Origin of the sequence: Streptomyces sp. NPDC014889 (assembly GCF_043081205.1) — a bacterium.
Taxonomy (GTDB): Bacteria; Actinomycetota; Actinomycetes; order Streptomycetales; family Streptomycetaceae; genus Streptomyces.
In genome coordinates, this window is record NZ_JBIBWH010000003.1 from 511,655 (window position 1) to 532,852 (window position 21,198).

Genomic DNA, 21,198 nt, shown 5'->3' on the forward strand with positions numbered 1-21,198 from the left:
GTTGCTGCTCCTTGCGTGCAGTCCCATGGCATGTGCCGGATTCTCGCGATGTGGCCTCGTGTTGCCTGGAATGCCCTGTTGATGATCGAATACTTCTTCGGCAAGGGAAATGTCGAGGCATGCATGGGGTGGCGCAGATGTTCGGCCGCTGGCTGGGAAACCGGACGAACCGGATACAACAGGCGAGTCCGCTCGCGGCGGTGCAGACCCCGCCCGACGCCGGGGTGCTGAGCTGCCGGGTGCTCGATCCGGTCAACGAACCGCTGGCGCACGCGGAGTTCACCGTGAGCGACGCGATGGGGCGCACGGTGGTCGGCGGCGGTACGGATCCCTACGGACTGTTCCTGGCGACGGTGCCGGCGGGGGAGTACCGGCTCGCCATCTCCGCTGAGGGGTACGCGCCGCACCGCGCGACCGTGTTCGTCCGTGAGAACTCGCTGGCCCCGTTGGGCGACGTGACCCTCCAGGCCGCCCAGCCGCCGGACCTGCCGGCGCCGGGCGACTGGGAGATAGAGGCGACGCACTCCTCGATCGCCTTCACCGCCCGGCACATCGGGCTGGCCCGGATCCACGGGCGCTTCAACTCCTTCGCCGGGGCGCTGCGGATCGCCGACCCGGTGGAGCGGTCCGCGATGCACGTGGTGATCGACGCCTCGTCCATCGACACGAACGTGCGGATGCGCGACGACCATCTGCGCTCGGCGGACTTCCTGGACGTGGCGAACTTCCCGACGCTCGAGTTCTACAGCGAGCGGTGCGTGCACCGGGGCGGCAGCCGATGGGCCGTCACCGGCGCGCTGTCGCTGCACGGTGTGACGCGTACGGTCACCCTCGACATGGAGTACCTCGGGCTCGGCAACGGCATCGAGGGCGAGGTGCGGGCGGCCTGCCGGGCCACCACCGAGCTGCACCGGGACGACTACACGGTGAGCTGGCAGACGATGCTGGCGCGGGGCATCGCCGTGGTCGGCCCGACCATCCAGGTCGCCCTCGACGTGCAGCTCGTCCCCAAGGCCTGACAACCCGCCGGGCGCAGTCGTCCGGAGCCGCCGGCCGCCGTCCCGGCGGAGTGCCGGACAATGTCCCCGTGAGCGATGTGAGACACGTACTGGTGCTGCCCGACCGCGATGCCGCGGAGGAGGCGGCGCAGGCGCTCGCGGAGCGGTTCGCGGTCGACGAGGAACCGCGGATCGTCCGGGACGCGCTGGCCGGTGAGGACGACGCCGAGGACGCGCAGTGGCTCGTCGTCCTCCGGGACGAGGGGGAGCGGCTCGATCCGGCGGAGCTGGACGCGTTCGCCGGGGAGTGGGAGGGCTGGCGGGAGGAGCCCTAGCCTCCCGCGTGCCCCTCGCGCCCCCGTGCCGGGGGCGTTGTCGGTGGTCCGTGGGATGCTTGTCGCGATGGCCAGGAAGACTGCGAACGACGACCCTCTCGCCCCGGTGACGCTAGCCGTGGGGCAGGAGGACCTCCTGCTCGACCGCGCCGTGCGGGATGTGGTGGCCGCCGCCAGGGCCGCCGACGCCGACACGGACGTACGGGACCTCACCCCGGACCAGTTGCAGCCCGGCACGCTCGCCGAGCTGACCAGTCCGTCGCTCTTCGCCGAGCGCAAGGTCGTGGTCGTGCGCAACGCGCAGGATCTGTCGGCGGACACCATCAAGGACGTCAAGGCGTATCTGGGGTCGCCCGCCGAGGAGATCACGCTGGTGCTGCTGCACGCGGGCGGCGCCAAGGGCAAGGGCCTGCTCGACGCCGCGCGCAAGGCCGGCGCCCGCGAGGTGGCCTGCCCGAAGATGACCAAGCCGGCCGACCGGCTCGCCTTCGTGCGGGGCGAGTTCCGCGGGCTCGGGCGCTCGGCCACACCGGAGGCGTGCCAGGCGCTCGTCGACGCGATCGGCAGCGATCTGCGCGAGCTGGCCTCCGCCGCGGCGCAGTTGGCCGCCGACGTCGAGGGCACGATCGACGAGGCGGTCGTAGGCCGCTACTACACCGGGCGGGCCGAGGCGTCCAGCTTCACGGTCGCCGACCGGGCCGTCGAGGGGCGGGCGGCCGAGGCGCTGGAGGCGCTGCGGTGGTCGCTGGCCACTGGTGTGGCCCCGGTGATGATCACCAGTGCGCTCGCCCAGGGCGTGCGGGCGATCGGCAAGCTGTCGTCCGCGCGCGGCGGCCGTCCGGCCGACCTGGCGCGGGAGCTGGGCATGCCGCCCTGGAAGATCGACCGTGTCCGGCAGCAGATGCGCGGGTGGACCCCGGACGGCGTGGCCGTCGCCCTGCGCGCCGTCGCCGAGGCCGACGCGGGCGTCAAGGGCGGCGGCGACGACCCCGAGTACGCCCTGGAGAAGGCGGTCGTCACCATCGCCCGGGCGGCCCGCTCAAGAGGCCGCGCCTGAGACGCCCGTCGCCACGGGCTGAGGCGCCCGCGCGCCACCTCGTTGCGCCCCCGTCCTGCACGCGACACGCCGAGGACCCCGCCGCTCTCCCTGGGGAAAGGGAGTGCGGCGGGGTCCTCGGGTCACGCTGTTCGGTTCCGCGCCCGCGTGGCGAACGCAGGCCGCGCGCGGAGCCGGGGAGCCGGTCGGGGGCGGATGAGAGAGGGCCCGCCCTGGGTCCTTCCGGCCACATCGGATCCCTGGGGATCCATTCGGATCAGGAAGGGGTTCAGCCGTTGAGGGCCGTCACCTTGGTGGCCAGCGCCGACTTCTTGTTGGCGGCCGCGTTCTTGTGGATGACGCCCTTGGAGACGGCCTTGTCGAGCTGACGCGCGGCAGCGCGCTGCAGCTCGGTCGCCTTCTGGACGTCACCCGCGGCGGCGGCCTCGCGGGCCTTGCGGATCGCGGTCTTCAGAGAGGACTTGACGGCCTTGTTGCGCAGCCGGGCCTTCTCGTTGGTCTTGTTCCGCTTGATCTGGGACTTGATGTTCGCCACGAATGAGCCTTTTCAGGTTCTGGTACGGGGCCGCACGGGTCCCGTACCGATGATTTCTTGAGATGTGCCTCGCGCGAAGAGGGCATGAGACACAGTCGCCCAGGCTACCAGCGGTCCGCTGCGCGGCCCAAACCGGTCCCCGGTCCGCGCCCGTGGGACCATGGAAGCTACGTATCGTTCCGACCCGAGGCATAAGGCGCCTCAAGAAACAGGACCCTGCGTGCCCGCGACCCCTGACAACGTGCCCGAGCCGAGCCGTACCGCCCCGGCTCTGATCCGCAACTTCTGCATCATCGCGCACATCGACCACGGCAAGTCCACCCTCGCCGACCGGATGCTCCAGCTGACCGGGGTGGTCGAGCAGCGGCAGATGCGCGCCCAGTACCTCGACCGCATGGACATCGAGCGCGAGCGCGGCATCACGATCAAGTCCCAGGCGGTGCGCCTGCCGTGGGCTCCCACCCACGACCCCGGCAACACGCACATCCTCAACATGATCGACACCCCGGGGCACGTCGACTTCACCTACGAGGTCTCGCGGTCGCTCGCGGCGTGCGAGGGGACCGTCCTGCTCGTCGACGCGGCCCAGGGGATCGAGGCCCAGACCCTCGCCAACCTCTACCTGGCGATGGAGAACGACCTCACGATCATCCCGGTCCTCAACAAGATCGACCTGCCGGCCGCCCAGCCGGAGAAGTTCGCCGAGGAGCTGGCCAACCTCGTCGGCTGCGACCCCGACGACGTGCTGAAGGTCTCCGCCAAGACCGGCCTCGGCGTCGAGGCGCTGCTCGACCGGGTGGTCAAGGAGATCCCGGCCCCGGTCGGCGTCGCCGACGCCCCCGCCCGCGCGATGATCTTCGACTCGGTCTACGACTCCTACCGCGGCGTCGTGACCTACGTCCGTGTCATCGACGGCCAGCTCAACAAGCGTGAGCGGATCCGGATGATGTCCACCGGCGCCACCCACGAGCTGCTGGAGATCGGCACCAACTCCCCGGAGATGCTGCCGGCCGACGGCCTCGGCGTCGGCGAGGTGGGCTATCTGATCACCGGTGTGAAGGACGTCCGCCAGTCCAAGGTCGGCGACACCGTCACCAGCCAGCACAAGGGCGCGGAGGAGGCGCTCGGCGGCTACAAGGACCCCAAGCCGATGGTCTTCTCCGGCCTGTATCCGCTGGACGGCTCCGACTACCCCGAGCTGCGCGAGGCGCTGGACAAGCTCCAGCTCAACGACGCCGCCCTGGTCTACGAGCCGGAGACCTCCGCCGCCCTGGGCTTCGGCTTCCGCGTCGGCTTCCTCGGCCTGCTCCACCTGGACGTGATCCGCGAGCGTCTCGAGCGCGAGTTCGGTCTCGACCTGATCGCCACCGCCCCCAACGTGGTCTACCGCGTGATGATGGAGGACGGCAGCGAGCACACGGTCACCAACCCCAGCGAGTTCCCCGAGGGGAAGATCGCCGAGGTGTACGAGCCGGTCGTGCGGGCCACGATCCTCGCGCCGACGGAGTTCATCGGCTCGATCATGGAGCTGTGCCAGACCCGCCGCGGCACCCTCCTCGGCATGGACTACCTCTCCGAGGACCGCGTGGAGATCCGCTACACGCTCCCGCTCGCCGAGATCGTCTTCGACTTCTTCGACCAGCTGAAGTCCAAGACCCGCGGCTACGCCTCCCTCGACTACGAGCCCACCGGCGAGCAGAGCAGCTCCCTGGTCAAGGTCGACATCCTGCTGCACGGCGACAAGGTGGACGCCTTCTCGGCGATCACCCACAAGGACCAGGCGTACGCGTACGGCGTGCGGCTCGTGGCCAAGCTCAGGGAGCTCATCCCGCGGCAGAGCTTCGAGGTGCCCGTCCAGGCAGCCATCGGCTCCAGGGTGATCGCCCGCGAGACCATCCGCGCCATCCGCAAGGACGTCCTCGCCAAGTGCTACGGCGGTGACATCTCCCGTAAGCGGAAGCTGCTCGAGAAGCAGAAGGAGGGCAAGAAGCGCATGAAGATGGTGGGTTCCGTGGAGGTTCCGCAGGAGGCCTTCATCGCGGTGCTCTCCAGCGACGACAGCGCGGCGTCGGCCAAGGGCAAGAAGTGACCACCCGGTAGCCAGGGGCGAGCGGACGTCACCCGGTGAACCGGGTGAAAAAGGGGCCCGTCGTGCGAAAGCGCGGCGGGCCCCTGCGCATCCGCGCGGTAGCTCTCTGTGGAAGTGACCGGGCGCGGCCCCTTACGCGGCGGCCGGTCGCGGCTTAGTCTGACCCTGCCTGTTAGTTACTCGTGAGTTAAGCAACAGTCCGAACCACCACCCGTGAGTCACCCAGCCGCAAAGAGCCGGCCGCACTGCCGCGGGCCCCGGAGGATGTCGTGAGCGACGCACAGACCCTGATCGAGAACCGTCCGCCGTCCGTGGCGGCCCTCTTCCTGGAGCGCGTGGCGGCCACACCGGACGCCGAGGCCTACCGCTACCCCGTGCCGTCGGCCTCGGGGGAGGGCCCGGACGAGTGGAAGTCGCTGAGCTGGGCGCAGTCCGCCGAGCGGGTCTACGCGATCGCGGCCGGACTCATCGAACTGGGCGTGCGGCCGGAGGAGCGGGTCGCGCTCGCCTCCTCCACCCGTGTGGAATGGCTGCTGGCCGACCTCGGCATCATGTGCGCGGGCGCGGCCACGACCACGGTCTACCCGCAGACCAACGCCGGCGAGTCGGCCTTCATCCTCTCCGACTCCCAGAGCAGGGTGCTCATCGCGGAGAACGCGGAGCAGGTGGCCAAGGCCGAGGAGAAGCGCGCCGAGCTGCCCGAGCTGCACCATGTCGTCGTCATCGACCCGGACGGCGTGGAGACCGGCGACCGGGTGATCGGCCTGGACGAGCTGGAGCGGCGCGGCGCCGCCCACCTGCGGGAGCACCCCGAGCTGATCAAGGAGCGGGTCGGCGCGATCACCAAGGACCAGCTCGCCACCCTCATCTACACCTCGGGCACCACCGGCCGCCCCAAGGGCGTCCGGCTGCCGCACGACAACTGGTCGTACATGGCCAAGGCCATCGCCGCCACCGGCCTGGTCGGCGCCGACGACGTGCAGTACCTTTGGCTGCCGCTCGCGCACGTCTTCGGCAAGGTCCTCACCTCCGGCCAGATCGAGGTCGGGCACGTCTCCGCCGTGGACGGCCGCGTGGACAGGATCATCGAGAACCTGCCTGTCGTCCGGCCGACCTACATGGCGGCCGTCCCGCGCATCTTCGAGAAGGTCTACAACGGCGTCGCCGCCAAGGCCCGCGCCGGCGGCCCGGCCAAGTACAAGATCTTCCAGTGGGCCGCCGAGGTCGCCCGCGAGTACGCCAAGGTCACCCAGGACAACTTCAAGCGCACCGGCACCCGCTCCGCGCCCTTCGGCCTGGCCGCCAGGCACAAGGTCGCCGACGCGCTCGTCTACGCCAAGATCCGCGAGGCCTTCGGCGGCCGGCTGCGCGCCTGCGTCTCGGGCAGCGCCGCCCTCGCCCCGGAGATCGGCTACTTCTTCGCCGGCGCCGGTATCCACATCCTGGAGGGCTACGGACTCACCGAGTCCTCCGCCGCCTCCTTCGTCAACCCGGGCGAGGCCTACCGCACCGGAACGGTCGGCAAGCCGCTGCCCGGCACCGAGGTGCGCATCGCGGACGACGGCGAGATCCTGCTGCGTGGCCCCGGCATCATGGAGGGCTACCACAAGCTGCCCGAGCAGACCGCCGAGGTGCTGGAGGCCGACGGCTGGTTCCACACCGGCGACATCGGCGAGCTCTCCCCGGACGGCTATCTGCGCATCACCGACCGCAAGAAGGACCTCATCAAGACCTCCGGCGGCAAGTACATCGCGCCCGCCGAGGTCGAGGGCCAGTTCAAGGCGGTGTGCCCGTACGTCTCCAACATCCTCGTGCACGGCGCCGACCGGAACTTCTGCACGGCGCTGATCGCCCTCGACGAGCCCGCGATCCTGGAGTGGGCCAAGGAGAACGGCCTGGAGGGCAAGCCGTACGCCGAGGTCGTGGCCGCGCCGCGGACCGTCGAGATGGTCGACGGCTACGTCAGGCAGCTCAACGAGGGCCTGCAGCGCTGGCAGACCATCAAGAAGTTCCGCCTGCTGCCGCGCGACCTCGACGTCGAGCACGGCGAGATCACCCCGAGCCTGAAGCTGAAGCGGCCGGTGGTGGAGCGGGAGTACAGGCATCTGATCGACGAGATGTACACGGGCGCGCGTGAGGCGTGATCACTGAGCCGGCCCGGCCGGTGAACTCCCCGCGCGCCTCGGGTGCGCGGGGGAACGATCACGGAACCACGGAATGCGTTCGCGGGTGCTCGGAACTGTCCGTTTTTGATCACTCCGGTGGCGCATTTCTCATGCAAGGCGGCCCACTTCGGTAACTCCTCGCTTATGGACGCAGCCGGTCTGTCACCCTGTCGGCATTGACCGAACCGATCCGTGAGAACCGCCCGGGGAGCCGCAGATGGGGGCCATTCCCACGCAGCGGGAGACCTTCTCCCGTGCCTCCGAGGTGCCCGCGCACGCGTCCGGCACCGCCGCGCCCGGCGAGGCGTGCCCGCAGGCGCACGCGACACTGCCCCAGGGCTCCCTGGCACCGGGCGCCGCCCGCGCGCTGCTGCGCGCGGCGCTGACCGAGTGGGCGGACCTCGGCTTCGAGATCGGCGAGCGACTGGCCGACGACGTCCTGATCGTGGTCAGCGAGCTGGTCACCAATGCCGTCGTGCACGCGGGCACCGACGTCGAGCTGACCTGCCGGCTGGAGCCGCACACCGGTGCCTGCGTGGTCGAGGTGTGCGACCGCCACCCCTCGCGTGCTCCCCGCGACCACGGTTCCGGGGTGCCGCACGAGACCCCGGAGTACGGCCGCGGCCTGCGGCTGGTCGCGACGCTCTGCGAGGCGTGGGGCGTCACCTACCGGACCGGCGCCAAGACGGTGTGGGCGCGGCTGCCCGCGGAGCCCGGACCGGCGCAGGAGGACGAGGAGGCGTACGGCGCGGACCACGGACTCGGCATCGCCGAGGTCCTCGCGCCCGAGCCGCAGCGCGCCGGACGGGACCGGGACTGGCTGGGGCGCGGCGCGCTGTCCTTCCTCGCCGAGGCCTCCGATCTGCTCGCCGGACAGCTCGACGAGGACCTGGTCGCCTCGCTCACCGGACAGCTGGTCGTGCCCCGGCTGGCCGACTGGTGCGCGGTGTGGCTGGAGGACGAGTCCACCGGCCGGTGGGGGTCCTCCCGCTGGAGCGGGGGCGAGGGCGGCGGGGGCTGGAGCGACGTCACCGGCGCGGCCGGGCCGAGGCTCGCCCGGGTCTGGCACGGCAGCGAGAGCCGTATCGAGGAGCTGCGCCGGGCCCTGGAGAAGGACCCGCCGCGCCCCACCGACGGCCTGAGGTCGGGGCCCGCGCCCTATCCCTGGCCCGGGGAGGCCCTCGGCCCGCACGCGGCCCACGGCGCGGCGCTGGCGTACCGCCTGATCGCGGGCGGCCGTCCGCTGGGCACGCTGGTCATCGGGCGGACCGGGCTGCTCCGCTTCCCCGACGAGGTCACCGGGCTGGTCGAGGACCTCAGCCGCCGGGTCGCCCTCGCCATCGGCGCGGCCCGGCAGTACGCCCGCCAGGCCACCATCAGCGCGGTGCTCCAGCGCGGCCTGCTGCCCGGCGCGGTCGCCGAGATCCCCGGTCTGCGCAGCGCGCTGGTGTACGAGCCGTGCGACAAGGGCGGCCCGAGCGGCGACTTCTACGACCTCTTCCCGGCGGGCGACGGCCGCTGGTGCTTCGCCGTCGGCGACGTGCAGGGCAAGGGCCCCGAGGCCGCCGTCGTCATCGGGCTCGCCCGCCCCTGGCTGCGGCTGCTGGCCCGCGAGGGCTACGGCGTCGCCGACGTCCTGGACCGCCTCAACCAGCTCCTCCTCGACGACGCCACCGAGGCCGCCGACGCCGCCGCGCGCGTGCTGGTGGCGGCCGGCGGGCGCACTCCGGTCCCCGGCGACACCCAGACCCGCTTCCTGTCCCTGCTGTACGGCGAGCTGGTGCCCTTCGACGGCGGTGTGCGGTGCACCCTCGCCTCCGCGGGGCATCCGCTGCCGCTGGTCCTCGGGCGCGAGGGCGGCGTCCGTACGGTGGCCCGGCCGCAGGCGCTGCTCGGCGTGATCGAGGACGAGACGTACGCCAGCGAGACCTTCGAGCTGAGGCCCGGCGACACCCTGCTGTGCGTCACCGACGGCGTCACCGAGCGACGCTCCGGCTCCCGCCAGTTCGACGACGGCGACGGCCTCGCCATCGCCCTCGCCGACTGCGCCGGCCTCGACGCGGACCTGATCGCCGACCGCATCCGCCACCTCGTCCACGACTTCGGCACCGGCCCCCCGGAGGACGACCTGGCCCTCCTGGTACTCCAGGCCGAACGCGCCTGACGGAACACCCGGCCGGAACCGGCCTCGCGTGCTGGACAATGGAAGGCATGCCTTCCGCACTTCCCGACGGTGAGTCCGTTCCCGATGACGGCGCGCTGCCCCCGCAGGCGCTCGTCGGGGCGGGTGAGCGGGCCCTCGGGTTCTACCTGCACGTTCCGTACTGCGCGACCCGCTGCGGGTACTGCGACTTCAACACCTACACGGCCACCGAGCTGCGGGGCAGCGGTGGGGTGCTCGCCTCGCGGGACAACTACGCCGGGACGCTGACCGACGAGGTGCGCCTCGCCCGCAAGGTGCTCGGCGACGACCCGCGCGAGGTCCGGACGGTCTTCGTCGGCGGCGGGACGCCCACGCTGCTGCCCGCCGGGGACCTGGTGCGGATGCTGGGGGCGATCCGCGACGAGTTCGGCCTCGCGGCCGACGCGGAGATCACGACCGAGGCCAACCCCGAGTCGGTCGACCCGGCCTACCTGGCCGCGCTCCGCGAGGGCGGCTTCAACCGGATCTCCTTCGGCATGCAGAGCGCCCGGCAGCACGTGCTGAAGATCCTCGACCGCACCCACACGCCCGGCCGCCCCGAGGCCTGCGTGGCCGAGGCCCGCGCCGCCGGCTTCGAGCACGTCAACCTCGACCTGATCTACGGCACCCCCGGCGAGTCCGACGACGACTGGCGGGCCTCGCTGGACGCGGCCCTCGGCGCCGGCCCCGATCACGTCTCGGCGTACGCCCTGATCGTGGAGGAGGGCACGCAGCTCGCCCGCCGGATCCGGCGCGGAGAGATCCCGATGACGGACGACGATGTGCACGCGGACCGCTATCTGATCGCCGAGGAGACGCTGTCCGCGGCGGGCTTCGAGTGGTACGAGGTGTCCAACTGGGCCACCTCGGAAGCCGGCCGCTGCCTGCACAACGAGCTGTACTGGCGCGGTGCCGACTGGTGGGGCGCGGGACCGGGCGCGCACAGCCACGTGGGGGGCGTGCGCTGGTGGAACGTGAAGCATCCGGGCGCGTACGCGGCGGCCCTCGCGGCCGGCCGCTCCCCGGGCGCCGGCCGGGAACTGCTCACCGAGGAGGACCGCCGGGTGGAGCGCGTCCTGCTGGAGCTGCGGCTGAGCGAGGGCGTCCCGCTGGACCTGCTGCGCCCGGACGGCCTGGCCGCGTCCCGGCGCGCGCTGTCCGACGGGCTGCTCCAGGAGGGGCCGTACGAGGCGGGGCGGGCCGTGCTCACCCTGCGGGGCCGGCTCCTGGCGGACGCGGTGGTGCGGGACCTGGTGGACTGAGGCACCCGGAGCAGGCGGCCCCGGAGGCGCGGGCCCGGCGCCGCTACCCGGGCGGGACGGTCACGAAGTCGATCAGTTGCTCGACCCGGCCCAGGAGCTCCGGTTGCAGGTCCTTGTAGGACCGGACGTGGGACAGGATCCCCTTCCAGGCCGCACCCGTGTTCTCCGGCCAGCCCAGGGCGCGGCACACGCCCGTCTTCCAGTCCTGGCCCCGGGGGACGCGGGGCCAGGCGTCGATGCCGAGCGAGGAGGGCTTCACGGCCTCCCAGACGTCGATGTACGGGTGCCCGACCACCAGCGCGTGCTCGCTGGTCACCGACTCGGCGATGCGCCACTCCTTGCTGCCGGGGACCAGATGGTCCACCAGGACGCCGAGGCGGGCGTCCGGACCGGGTGCGAACGCCTCGACGATCGCCGGCAGGTCGTCCACGCCCTCCAGGTACTCCACGACCACGCCCTCGACGCGCAGGTCGTCGCCCCATACCTTCTCGACCAGTTCGGCGTCGTGCCGGCCCTCGACGTAGATGCGCCCGGCGCGGGCCACACGCGCGCGTGCCTCGGGCACGGCGACCGAACCGGACGCCGTACGGGTGGGCCGTACCGGACCGGACGCCGGCTTCACCAGGGTGACCGCCCGGCCCTCAAGGAGGAAGCCGCCGGCGGCGAGCGGGAACACCCGGTGCCTGCCGAAGCGGTCCTCCAGCGTCACCGCGCCCGCCTCGCAGCGGATCACCGCCCCGCAGAAGCCGGTCCCCGGCTCCTCCACCACCAGACCCGGCTCGGCGGGAACCTCCGGCACGGTCCGCGGCTTCTTCCACGGGGGAGTGAGGTCGGGCGAATACACGCGGGGGCGCGGGCCCGAAGGGCCCTCACCGGAGGGGCGGTGGTGGGAGACGGGTGGGCGCATTCGAGTGACGATATGGACAGGCCCGTGCCCCCTCAGCGCGACACGCCGAAGCGCGCGGCCAGGGCGTCCCGCTGGGCGCGGACGAAGGCGGCGTCCACCACCGCTCCGTGACCGGGAACGTACAGCGCGTCCTCGCCGCCGAGCGCCAGCAGCCGGTCGAGCGCGTCCGGCCACCGGGACGGCACGGCGTCCGGGCCCGCCTGGGGTTCACCGGACTCCTCGACCAGGTCCCCGCAGAACACCACCGCCGGTTCGCCCGGTACCACCACCGCGAGATCGTGCGCGGTGTGGCCCGGACCCACGTTCACCAGCAGCGCCTCCCGCCCGCCGCCGAGCGGGAGGGCCAGCCGGTCGTCGACCTCGCGGCCCGGCCGCACCAGCGCGTCCGCCGCCTCCCGCGCCGCCCGCCCGTCCAGCCCGTGGCGCACCCCGTCCTCGCGCAGCTCCTCGCGCCCGCCGGCGAACACCGCCGCCGCGCCCGCCGCGGCGAACACCTCCGCGCCGGTGAACTCCGCCGCCCCGAAGACATGGTCGAAGTGCGGGTGGGTGAGCGCGAGAAGCGTCACACCGCGACCGGAGAGCTCCCGCGCCCGCGCGCGCAGCAGTGCGCCCTCCGCGCGGCTCGACCCCGCGTCGACCATCAGCGCGCCGTCCGCCCCCACGACCAGCCCGGCCGTGCAGTCCCACACCGGAAGGCGCCACCGGCCGACCCCGTCGGCCAGCCACTCCCATTCCAGGTCTCCCCGACCCGCTTCTCCGGGCTCCTCGGGGGCCACTTTCCGCGCATCCGTCATACGGCGACGCTAACGGTGACGTCGGCCGGGTACGACATCCCGGCCGATCCCGGGTGATCCCGGTCCCGACCTCGCACGCAGTCGCGGCCCGGCCTTGCCGGGGGCGTACCCGGCGGCCGTACACTGGGCCGGGTAGAGCTGGCACTCCTATGCGCAGAGTGCCAGGCGAGCGGCCGAGGAACGACCTGGAGGTGTGCGCGATGCTCAGCGAGCGGCGGCTTCAGGTGCTGCGCGCCATCGTCCAGGACTACGTGGGCACCGAGGAGCCGGTCGGCTCCAAGGCACTCACCGAGCGGCACAGCCTGGGCGTCTCGCCGGCCACGGTCCGCAACGACATGGCGGCCCTGGAGGACGAGGGCTTCATCGCCCAGCCGCACACCAGTGCCGGCCGCATCCCCACCGACAAGGGGTACCGCCTCTTCGTCGACAAGCTGGCCGAGGTCAAGCCGATGACCGCGCCCGAGCGGCGCGCCATCCACCACTTCCTCGACGGCGCCGTCGACCTCGACGACGTGGTGGCCCGCACGGTGCGGCTGCTGGCTCAGCTGACCCGGCAGGTCGCCGTCGTGCAGTATCCGTCGCTGACCCGTTCGACCGTGCGGCACGTGGAGCTGCTGTCCCTCGCGCCCGCGCGCGTGATGCTCGTGCTGATCACGGACACCGGCCGGGTCGAGCAGCGGATGGTCGACTGCCCGGTGCCCTTCGGGGAGACCTCCCTGGCCGATCTGAGGGCGCGGCTGAACAGCCGGGTCGCGGGTCGCCGCTTCACGGACGTCCCCCAGCTCGTGGAGGACCTGCCCGACGCCTTCGACGCCGAGGACCGGGGTACCGTCTCGACCGTGCTGTCCACTTTGCTGGAGACACTCGTCGAGGAGAACGAGGAGCGGCTGGTCATCGGCGGCACCGCCAACCTCACCCGCTTCGCGCACGACTTCCCGCTCACCATCAGGCCCGTTCTGGAGGCGCTGGAGGAGCAGGTCGTGCTGCTGAGGCTGCTCGGTGAGACGCAGAATCCGGGCATGACCGTGCGCATCGGTCACGAGAACGCCCATGAAGGACTCAACTCCACGTCCATCGTGTCGGTCGGCTACGGTTCGGGCGGCGAGGCAGTGGCCAAGCTCGGCGTGGTCGGACCGACCCGCATGGATTACCCGGGAACGATGGGAGCGGTACGCGCAGTGGCACGGTACGTCGGACAGATCCTGGCGGAGTCGTAGGTGGCCACGGACTACTACGCCGTTCTCGGCGTGCGCCGTGACGCGTCGCAGGAAGAGATCAAGAAGGCCTTCCGGCGGCTCGCGCGCGAGCTGCACCCGGACGTCAACCCGGATCCGAAGACCCAGGAGCGGTTCAAGGAGATCAACGCCGCCTACGAGGTGCTCTCCGACCCGCAGAAGAAGCAGGTCTACGATCTCGGCGGCGACCCCCTTTCGCAGTCCGGCGGGGCCGGCGCGAGCGGCTTCGGGGCCGGCGGTTCCTTCGGGAACTTCTCCGACATCATGGACGCCTTCTTCGGCACGGCGTCGCAGCGCGGACCGCGCTCGCGCACGCGCCGGGGCCAGGACGCGATGATCCGGCTCGAGGTCGAGCTGGACGAGGCGGCCTTCGGCACCACGAAGGACATCCAGGTCGACACGGCCGTCGTCTGCAACACGTGCAGCGGCGAGGGCGCGGCCCCGGGCACCACGGCGCAGACATGCGACATGTGCCGCGGCCGGGGCGAGGTCTCGCAGGTCACCCGGTCCTTCCTGGGCCAGGTCATGACCTCGCGTCCGTGTCCCCAGTGCCAGGGCTTCGGCACGGTGGTGCCCACCCCGTGCCCGGAGTGTGCCGGCGACGGCCGCATCCGCGCCCGCCGCACCCTGACCGTGAAGATCCCGGCGGGTGTCGACAACGGCACGCGCATCCAGCTCGCGGGCGAGGGCGAGGTCGGCCCCGGCGGCGGTCCGGCCGGCGACCTGTACGTCGAGATCCACGAGCTGCCGCACTCGACGTTCCAGCGGCGCGGCGACGACCTGCACTGCACGGTCACCATCCCGATGACGGCGGCGGCCCTCGGCACCAAGGTGCCGCTGGAGACCCTGGACGGCCTGGAGGAGGTCGACATCCGCCCGGGCACCCAGTCCGGCCAGTCGATCCCGCTGCACGGCCGGGGCGTCACGCACCTGCGCGGCGGCGGCCGGGGCGACCTCATCGTCCACGTGGAGGTCCAGACCCCGACCAAGCTCGACCCCGAGCAGGAGCGTCTGCTGCGCGAATTCTCCAAGCTGCGCGGCGAGGAACGCCCCCAGGGCCAGTTCCAGCCGGGGCAGCAGGGCTTGTTCTCGCGCCTGAAGGACGCTTTCAACGGTCGCTGACGCGGGGCTCGGGTCGGCCGGGGGTCCGGGGGTTGTCCCCCGGGCGGGCGCAGTCAACGGTCGCTGACGCCGGGCTCGGACCGGCCACGGGTTCGGGCGACCGCCCCGGAGGGGATTCCTCCGGCATATGCCGGAGGTCGCCCGGTTTCGGACTCGTCCGGAGGACGTGACAACATGCCGTCATGTCCTCCGCACTGACCGATCTCTTCCCGCACCCGATCGTGCAGGCGCCGATGGCGGGCGGTCCCGCGGTGCCGCCGCTCGCCGCGGCGGTGTCCGATGCCGGCGGACTGGGATTCCTCGCGGCCGGATACAAGACCGCCGACGGCATGTACCAGGAGATCAAGCAGCTGCGCGGACTGACCGGCCGCCCCTTCGGCGTCAACGTGTTCATGCCGCAGCCGGAGAGCGCCGAGACCGGCGCCGTCGACCTCTACGCCCACCAGCTCGCCGGCGAGCCCGGCTGGTACGAGACCGAACTCGGCGACCCGGAGTCCGGACGCGACGACGGCTACGACGCCAAGCTCGCCGTGCTCCTGGAGGACCCGGTGCCGGTGGTCTCCTTCCACTTCGGCGTGCCGGCCCGCGAGGTCGTCGACTCCCTGCACCGGGTCGGCACCTTCGTCCTCGCCACCGCCACCACCACCGAGGAGGCGCTCGCCGTGGATCGGTCGGGCGCGGACGCGGTGATCGCCCAGGGCGTGGAGGCCGGCGGCCACCAGGGCACCCACCGCGACCTGCCGGAACAGGACGGCGCCGGAATCGGCGTGCTCTCGCTCGTCGCGCAGATCCGTGAGACGGTCGCCCTGCCGATCATCGCCACGGGCGGCATCATGCGCGGCAGCCAGATCGCCGCCGTGCTCGCGGCGGGCGCCACTGCCGCCCAGCTCGGCACGGCCTTCCTGGCCACCCCCGAGTCCGGCGCGCACGACCTGCACAAGGAGGCCCTCACCGACCCGGTGTTCCCGCGTACGGAGCTGACCCGGGCGTTCTCGGGGCGGCCGGCCCGCGGACTGGTCAACCGCTTCATGCGGGAGCACGGCCCCTACGCGCCCGCCGCCTACCCGGAGGTCCACCACCTCACCGCGCCGCTGCGCAAGGCGGCCGCCAAGGCGAAGGACGCGCAGGGCATGGCGCTGTGGGCTGGCCAGGGCCACCGGATGGCCCGCGAACTGCCCGCCGGACGGCTCGTGGAGGTGCTGGTCGCCGAACTCGACGCGGCACGCGCGGCGTTGGCGGCCGGCCCGGCGGCAGGAGGTGACGCGCGATGACCGCGCCGGTGTTCGTCGTGGACGAACTGAAGCCGATCGGGGCGGAGTTCGTGCTGGACGGCCCCGAGGGGCGGCACGCGGTCTCGGTCAAGCGGCTGCGGCCGGGCGAGGACGTGGTGCTCACCGACGGCCGCGGGCGCTGGACCCAGGGCGTGGTCAAGGCCGCCGAGGGCAAGGACCGGCTGGTCGTCGCGGACTTGGCGGCCCTCGTCGAGGAGCCGCCGGAGTCCCCCCGTATCACCGTCGTCCAGGCGCTGCCCAAGGGTGACCGGGGTGAACTCGCCGTGGAGACCATGACCGAGGTCGGCGTGGACGCGATCGTGCCCTGGTCCGCCTCCCGCTGCATCACGCAGTGGAAGGGCGACCGGGGCCTGAAGGCGCTCGGCAAATGGCGCGCCACCGCCCGCGAGGCCGGCAAGCAGTCCCGCCGGGTGCGCTTCCCCGAGGTCGCGGACGCGGCGACGACCAAACAGGTTGCCGCACTTCTGGCCGGAGCCGACTTCGCCGCCGTGCTCCACGAGAGCGGCGAGGAACGCCTGGCCACCGCCGAACTCCCCGGCCGTGGCGAGATCGTGCTGGTCGTCGGCCCCGAAGGTGGCGTGTCCCCCGAGGAGTTGGCGCAGTTCGAGGACGCGGGCGCGAAGCCGTACGTGCTCGGGCCCACCGTGCTGCGCACCTCGACCGCCGGCACGGCGGCGACCGCCCTGCTGCTGGGCCGCACCGGGCGCTGGTCCTGACCAGCCGCTCGTTCTGAACGGTCGGGCACGCCCCACGGGCGGCCGGACGAGCCCGGGCGTGCGCGGCGCGCGCGTGGCCGTATGCGCTCTACCGTCCCGGGCGCGGCGGTGGCAGGCTGCCGTACATGGGGGCATTGAGGCGGATTCGGCATCTGCCGCACGGGCGGCGAGTGAAGGCCGTGGCGGTGCTCGCGGCGGTCGCCGCGGGCGGCGCCGTCGCATGCGATCCCGGCGGGCTCAACGCCGCCTCGGCCGCGTACACGACCGACAGGACGGCGACGGCGGAGCTGAACCGGCGGCACGCTTCCGTGAGCTGGCTCAGCTGCACGGGCAGGGACGGCGACGGCGGCCGCACGCGCGCGGCGGGGAGTGCGGAGCCTTCGGCGTCCGGGACCACCGTGGTCTCCGTGGACTGCGAGGGCGAGACGAAGGACGGCCGGAAGATCACCGTCACCGGGAGGGTCACCCGGGCCGTCGACGGAGCCTGCGTGCGCGGGGACCTGACCGCCAAGGTGGGCGGCAAGGAGTTGTTCCACGTGCGCGGCCTCGGCAACTGCGACGCCACGACCGGGCCGACGTACCGGCCGCCCGTCACCTACCGGCCCACCAACGACCAGCCGCAGCCGGCGGTCACGGTGACCGTCACACGGACGGTCTGGTGCCAGGGCGATCCCACCTGCTGGCCCGTCCGGGGCAAGTGAGGCCGCACCGCCGCCGGTTCGCGTGCGCGGAGGCCGTTCGTCCCCCTGTCCGTGGCCGCCGCCCCTGCGTAGGGTGATCACGTGACTCAGCCCGCATCGTCTCCCGCGTCCCTGTCGTCCGCGTCCTCCGCTTCCTCCGCGTATCTCCGGTTCCCGCATCTGCGGGGCGAGTTGGTCGCCTTCACCGCCGAGGACGATGTGTGGCTCGCGCCGCTGGACGGCGGCAGGGCCTGGCGGGTCAGCGCCGACAACGTGCCGGTGAACCACCCCCGCATCTCGCCGGACGGCACCCTCGTCGCCTGGACCTCCACCCGTGACGGCGCCCCCGAGGCGCACGTCGCCCCGGTCGCCGGCGGCCCCGCCAAGCGCCTGACGCACTGGGGGAGTTGGAAGACCCAGGTGCGCGGCTGGACCCCGGACGGCGAGGTCCTCGCGCTCAGCACCCAGGGCCAGGCCAGTCTGCGCCGCACCTGGGCGCGCGCCGTCCCGCTCGACGGCGGGCCGGCCACCACCCTGCCGTACGGCCCCGTCGGCGACGTCGCGTACGGCCCGCACACCGTGCTGCTGTCCGCGTCGATGGGCCGCGAGGCGGCCTCGTGGAAGCGGTACCGCGGCGGCACCGCGGGCAAGCTGTGGATCGACCGAGAGAGCACGGGGGAGTTCGTCCGGTTGCACGAGGACCTGGACGGCAACATCGAGTACCCGCTGTGGGTGGGGGAGAGGATCGCGTTCCTCTCCGACCACGAGGGCACCGGCGCGCTGTACTCGTCCCTCGCCGACGGCTCCGACCTGCGCAGGCACACCCCGCATGGGGGCGCCTCCCGATCGAGCGGAGCCGAGAGCGGGGGAGGGTTCTACGCGCGGCACGCGGCCACCGACGGCACCCGGGTCGTCTACTCCAGCGCCGGTGAACTGTGGCTCCTCGACGACCTGGACGGCGCCGAGCCGTGCCGGATCGACGTCCGCCTCGGCGGGCCGCGCGTGGACCTCCAGCCCTATCCGGTCAACGCCTCCCACTGGTTCGGCTCGGCGTCCCCGGACCACACCGCGCGCGGCAGCGCGGTCGCCGTGCGCGGCGCCGTCCACTGGGTGACCCACCGCTCCGGTCCCGCCCGCGCGCTCGCCGCCGAGCCCGGCGTACGCACCCGGCTGCCGCGCACCTTCCGCGCCGAGGGCGAGGAGTGGGTGGTGTGGGTGACGGACGCCGAGGGCGACGACGCCCTGGAGTTCGCGCCCGCCACCGGACTCGCGCCCGGCGCCACCCCGCGCCGGCTGGGCGCCGGGCAGCTCGGCCGCGTCCTGGAACTCGCCACCGCGCCCGACGGCAGCCGCGTCGCCGTCGCCTCGCACGACGGCCGGCTGCTGCTGGTCGAGCGCGACAGCGGCGAGGTGCGCGAGGTGGACCGCAGCGAGCACGGGGACGTGAGCGGCCTCGCCTTCTCCCCGGACTCCGCCTGGCTGGCCTGGTCGCACCCCGGCCCGCGCCCCCTCAGCCAGCTCCGGCTCGCGGGCACCACCGACCTGTCGGTCACCGAGGCGACCCCGCTGCGCTTCCGGGACCACGCGCCCGCGTTCACCGTTGACGGCAAGCACCTCGCCTTCCTCTCCCACCGCTCCTTCGACCCGGTCTACGACGAGCACGTCTTCGACCTGGCGTTCGTCGAGAGCTCCCGCCCGCATCTGATCACGCTCGCCGCGGCGACCCCCTCGCCGTTCGGCCCGCAGCGGCACGGCCGGCCCTTCGAGACGCCCGACAAGGAGGAGACACCGGACAGCGAGGGCGTCCCGGCGACCCGGATCGACCTGGAGGGCCTGGCCGACCGCATCGTGCCGTTCCCGGTCGAGGCCGCCCGCTACTCCAACCTGCGGGCCGCCAAGGAGGGAGTGCTCTGGCTCAGGCACCCGGTGCGCGGAGTCCTCGGCGCGACCCGCGCCACGCCCGACGACCCCGACCCGAAGACCGAACTGGAGCGCTACGACCTCGTCCAGCAGCGCATCGAGCACCTCGCCGCCGACGCCGACCACTTCGAGGTCAGCGGCGACGGCAAGCGGGTCCTGCTGTGGACGGACGGCAAGCTCAAGGTCGTGCCCAGCGACCGGCGCGCCTCCGGCGACGAGGACAGCGACTCCAACATCACCGTGGACCTCGGCCGGGTCCGGCAGACCGTCGACCCGGCCGCCGAGTGGCGGCAGATGTACGAGGAGACCGGCCGCGTCATGCGGGACCACTTCTGGCGGCCGGACATGGGCGGCGTCGACTGGGACGGCGTCCTCGACCGCTACCGGCCCGTCCTCGACCGGATCGCCACCCACGACGACCTGGTCGACCTGCTGTGGGAGGTGCACGGCGAGCTGGGCACCTCGCACGCCTACGTCATACCGGCAGGCGGCTTCGGGCACAGCACCCGGCAGGGGCTGCTCGGCGCGGACATCTCCCGGCACGAGGACGGCAGTTGGCGCATCGACCGGATCCTGCCCTCGGAGACCTCCGACCCGAACGCGCGCAGTCCGCTCTCCGCGCCGGGCGTCGCGGCGCGCGCCGGGGACGCGATCGTCGCGGTCGGCGGCCGGCCGGTCGACCCGGTGACCGGCCCCGGCCCGCTGCTGGTCGGCACGGCCGACCAGCCGGTCGAACTGACCGTCCTGCCGGCCGGCGGAGGCGACCCGCGGCACGCGGTCGTGGTCCCCGTCGCCGACGAGGAGCCACTGCGCTACCACGCGTGGGTGGCCGACCGCCGCGCCCATGTCCACGAGCGGTCCGGCGGCCGCCTCGGCTACCTGCACGTCCCCGACATGCAGGCGCCCGGCTGGGCGCAGATCCACCGCGACCTGCGCGTGGAGGTGGCCCGCGAGGGACTCGTCGTCGACGTCCGCGAGAACCGCGGCGGCCATACCTCGCAGCTCGTGGTGGAGAAGCTGGCCCGGCGGATCGTCGGCTGGGACCTGCCGCGCGGCATGCGTCCGGAGAGCTACCCGCAGGACGCGCCCCGCGGTCCGGTCGTCGCCGTCGCCAACGAGTTCTCCGGCTCCGACGGCGACATCGTCAACGCGGCGATCAGGGCGCTCGGCATCGGACCGGTCGTCGGCACCCGCACCTGGGGCGGCGTGATCGGCATCGACAGCCGCTACCGCCTGGTGGACGGCACGCTGATCACCCAGCCCAAGTACGCCTTCTGGCTGGAGGGTCACGAGTGGGGCGTGGAGAACTACGGCGTGGACCCGGACGTCGAGGTGGCGCAGCGCCCGCAGGACCATGCGGCGGGCCATGACGTCCAGTTGGACGAGGCGATCCGCCTCGCGCTCGAGGCTTTGGAGACAACACCGGCGAAGACCCCGCCGTCCTTGCCGTCCCTGCCGTGACCGTCCGGGGGCCGCGGCCCCCGGACCCGGCCGGATCCGCCCGGCCTGGATACCATGCCCGTACTCGATCAACCCGGCGTGAGGAGCATCGCATGGCAGGGGAACCCCAGGACGACTGCCTGTTCTGCAAGATCGTCGCGGGACACGTCCCGGCCACGATCGTCCGCGAGACGGAGACGACCGTCGCCTTCCGCGACATCAACCCCCAGGCGCCCACCCATGTCCTGGTGATCCCCAAGGCGCACTACAAGGACGCCGCGGCCCTCGCCGCCGAGGCCCCCGCCCTCGCCGCGGACGTCCTGCGCGAGACGCAGACGATCGCCGACGAGGACAAGCTGGACAGCTACCGCATCGTGTTCAACACCGGCTCCGGCGCCGGCCAGACCGTCTGGCACGCCCACGCCCACGTGCTCGGCGGCCGTGGCCTTCAGTGGCCCCCCGGGTAGGC

General features: G+C 72.8%; 17 protein-coding genes. 14 read left to right on the forward strand and 3 right to left on the reverse strand.

Translation table 11 applies throughout. The features are described from left to right. Positions 1 to 137 precede the first annotated feature (137 nt). The 3 genes from ACF09J_RS08540 (at position 138) to holA (ending at position 2,390) form a co-directional block, all read left to right on the forward strand. Complete coding sequence (locus tag ACF09J_RS08540) at positions 138 to 1,019, forward strand: YceI family protein (protein WP_392304679.1); 882 nt, start codon at positions 138 to 140, stop codon at positions 1,017 to 1,019. Positions 1,020 to 1,087: 68 nt separating this feature from the next. Further along, positions 1,088 to 1,333, forward strand: a complete 246-nt coding sequence (locus ACF09J_RS08545; protein WP_326802413.1) for a hypothetical protein — start codon at positions 1,088 to 1,090, stop codon at positions 1,331 to 1,333. Between the two features lie 67 nt (positions 1,334 to 1,400). Continuing rightward, positions 1,401 to 2,390, forward strand: a complete 990-nt coding sequence (holA, locus tag ACF09J_RS08550; protein WP_392304614.1) for a DNA polymerase III subunit delta — start codon at positions 1,401 to 1,403, stop codon at positions 2,388 to 2,390. A 268-nt stretch (positions 2,391 to 2,658) separates the two neighbouring features. Here the strand turns inward: holA and rpsT are convergent, their stop codons facing one another. Continuing rightward, positions 2,659 to 2,925, reverse strand: a complete 267-nt coding sequence (gene rpsT / locus ACF09J_RS08555) for a 30S ribosomal protein S20 (protein WP_392304615.1) — start codon at positions 2,923 to 2,925, stop codon at positions 2,659 to 2,661. 220 nt (positions 2,926 to 3,145) lie between these two features. Between rpsT and lepA the strand changes: the two genes are divergently transcribed. The 4 genes from lepA to hemW all read left to right on the forward strand — a co-directional run bounded on the left by lepA (position 3,146) and on the right by hemW (position 10,623). Beyond that, the gene (gene lepA, locus ACF09J_RS08560; RefSeq protein WP_392304616.1) at positions 3,146 to 5,014 is read left to right on the forward strand and encodes a translation elongation factor 4; all 1,869 of its coding nucleotides are present in this window, start codon (positions 3,146 to 3,148) and stop codon (positions 5,012 to 5,014) included. Between the two features lie 269 nt (positions 5,015 to 5,283). Further along, positions 5,284 to 7,158 (forward strand): AMP-dependent synthetase/ligase, encoded by a 1,875-nt coding sequence (locus tag ACF09J_RS08565; RefSeq protein ID WP_392304617.1) that lies wholly within the window; start codon positions 5,284 to 5,286, stop codon positions 7,156 to 7,158. A gap of 238 nt (positions 7,159 to 7,396) precedes the next feature. After that, complete coding sequence (locus tag ACF09J_RS08570; protein WP_392304618.1) at positions 7,397 to 9,343, forward strand: SpoIIE family protein phosphatase; 1,947 nt, start codon at positions 7,397 to 7,399, stop codon at positions 9,341 to 9,343. A 47-nt stretch (positions 9,344 to 9,390) separates the two neighbouring features. Next, entirely contained in the window at positions 9,391 to 10,623 is a 1,233-nt protein-coding gene (hemW, locus tag ACF09J_RS08575; RefSeq protein ID WP_392304619.1) for a radical SAM family heme chaperone HemW, read from the forward strand. Between the two features lie 43 nt (positions 10,624 to 10,666). On the opposite strand, the gene ACF09J_RS08580 is transcribed toward hemW, so the two are convergent. Next, positions 10,667 to 11,530 carry a DUF3097 domain-containing protein gene (locus ACF09J_RS08580; RefSeq protein WP_392304620.1) on the reverse strand — a complete coding sequence of 288 codons (864 nt, stop codon included), beginning with the start codon at positions 11,528 to 11,530 and terminating at the stop codon, positions 10,667 to 10,669. 32 nt (positions 11,531 to 11,562) lie between these two features. Continuing rightward, positions 11,563 to 12,324 carry an MBL fold metallo-hydrolase gene (locus ACF09J_RS08585; protein WP_392304621.1) on the reverse strand — a complete coding sequence of 254 codons (762 nt, stop codon included), beginning with the start codon at positions 12,322 to 12,324 and terminating at the stop codon, positions 11,563 to 11,565. A gap of 200 nt (positions 12,325 to 12,524) precedes the next feature. Here ACF09J_RS08585 and hrcA point away from each other — a divergent pair, with 200 nt between their 5' ends. The 7 genes from hrcA to ACF09J_RS08620 all read left to right on the forward strand — a co-directional run bounded on the left by hrcA (position 12,525) and on the right by ACF09J_RS08620 (position 21,196). Next, the gene (hrcA, locus tag ACF09J_RS08590) at positions 12,525 to 13,541 is read left to right on the forward strand and encodes a heat-inducible transcriptional repressor HrcA (RefSeq protein WP_392304680.1); all 1,017 of its coding nucleotides are present in this window, start codon (positions 12,525 to 12,527) and stop codon (positions 13,539 to 13,541) included. Beyond that, a complete protein-coding gene (gene dnaJ / locus ACF09J_RS08595; RefSeq protein ID WP_392304622.1) occupies positions 13,542 to 14,681 on the forward strand; it encodes a molecular chaperone DnaJ in 1,140 nt (379 codons plus the stop codon). It begins immediately after the preceding gene. Between the two features lie 182 nt (positions 14,682 to 14,863). Then, on the forward strand, positions 14,864 to 15,952 hold the full coding sequence (locus ACF09J_RS08600) for a nitronate monooxygenase (protein ID WP_392304623.1): 1,089 nt from the start codon (positions 14,864 to 14,866) through the stop codon (positions 15,950 to 15,952). Beyond that, complete coding sequence (locus ACF09J_RS08605) at positions 15,949 to 16,689, forward strand: 16S rRNA (uracil(1498)-N(3))-methyltransferase (protein ID WP_392304624.1); 741 nt, start codon at positions 15,949 to 15,951, stop codon at positions 16,687 to 16,689. Before ACF09J_RS08600 ends, ACF09J_RS08605 begins: the two co-directional genes overlap by 4 nt. Positions 16,690 to 16,814: 125 nt before the next feature. Beyond that, positions 16,815 to 17,390 carry a hypothetical protein gene (locus ACF09J_RS08610; protein WP_392304625.1) on the forward strand — a complete coding sequence of 192 codons (576 nt, stop codon included), beginning with the start codon at positions 16,815 to 16,817 and terminating at the stop codon, positions 17,388 to 17,390. 171 nt (positions 17,391 to 17,561) lie between these two features. Beyond that, complete coding sequence (locus tag ACF09J_RS08615) at positions 17,562 to 20,750, forward strand: S41 family peptidase (RefSeq protein WP_392304681.1); 3,189 nt, start codon at positions 17,562 to 17,564, stop codon at positions 20,748 to 20,750. A 92-nt stretch (positions 20,751 to 20,842) separates the two neighbouring features. Continuing rightward, complete coding sequence (locus ACF09J_RS08620; RefSeq protein ID WP_392304626.1) at positions 20,843 to 21,196, forward strand: histidine triad nucleotide-binding protein; 354 nt, start codon at positions 20,843 to 20,845, stop codon at positions 21,194 to 21,196. The last annotated feature ends 2 nt before the right edge of the window (positions 21,197 to 21,198 follow it).

Coding starts and splice junctions, on each gene's coding strand:
- ACF09J_RS08540 (WP_392304679.1), top strand. CDS start 138: ATGTTCGGCCGCTGGCTGGGAAACCGGACGAACCGGATACAACAGGCG.
- holA (WP_392304614.1), top strand. CDS start 1,401: ATGGCCAGGAAGACTGCGAACGACGACCCTCTCGCCCCGGTGACGCTA.
- ACF09J_RS08570 (WP_392304618.1), top strand. CDS start 7,397: ATGGGGGCCATTCCCACGCAGCGGGAGACCTTCTCCCGTGCCTCCGAG.
- hemW (WP_392304619.1), top strand. CDS start 9,391: ATGCCTTCCGCACTTCCCGACGGTGAGTCCGTTCCCGATGACGGCGCG.
- ACF09J_RS08580 (WP_392304620.1), bottom strand. CDS start 11,530: ATGCGCCCACCCGTCTCCCACCACCGCCCCTCCGGTGAGGGCCCTTCG.
- ACF09J_RS08585 (WP_392304621.1), bottom strand. CDS start 12,324: ATGACGGATGCGCGGAAAGTGGCCCCCGAGGAGCCCGGAGAAGCGGGT.
- hrcA (WP_392304680.1), top strand. CDS start 12,525: ATGCTCAGCGAGCGGCGGCTTCAGGTGCTGCGCGCCATCGTCCAGGAC.
- ACF09J_RS08600 (WP_392304623.1), top strand. CDS start 14,864: ATGTCCTCCGCACTGACCGATCTCTTCCCGCACCCGATCGTGCAGGCG.
- ACF09J_RS08605 (WP_392304624.1), top strand. CDS start 15,949: ATGACCGCGCCGGTGTTCGTCGTGGACGAACTGAAGCCGATCGGGGCG.
- ACF09J_RS08610 (WP_392304625.1), top strand. CDS start 16,815: ATGGGGGCATTGAGGCGGATTCGGCATCTGCCGCACGGGCGGCGAGTG.
- ACF09J_RS08620 (WP_392304626.1), top strand. CDS start 20,843: ATGGCAGGGGAACCCCAGGACGACTGCCTGTTCTGCAAGATCGTCGCG.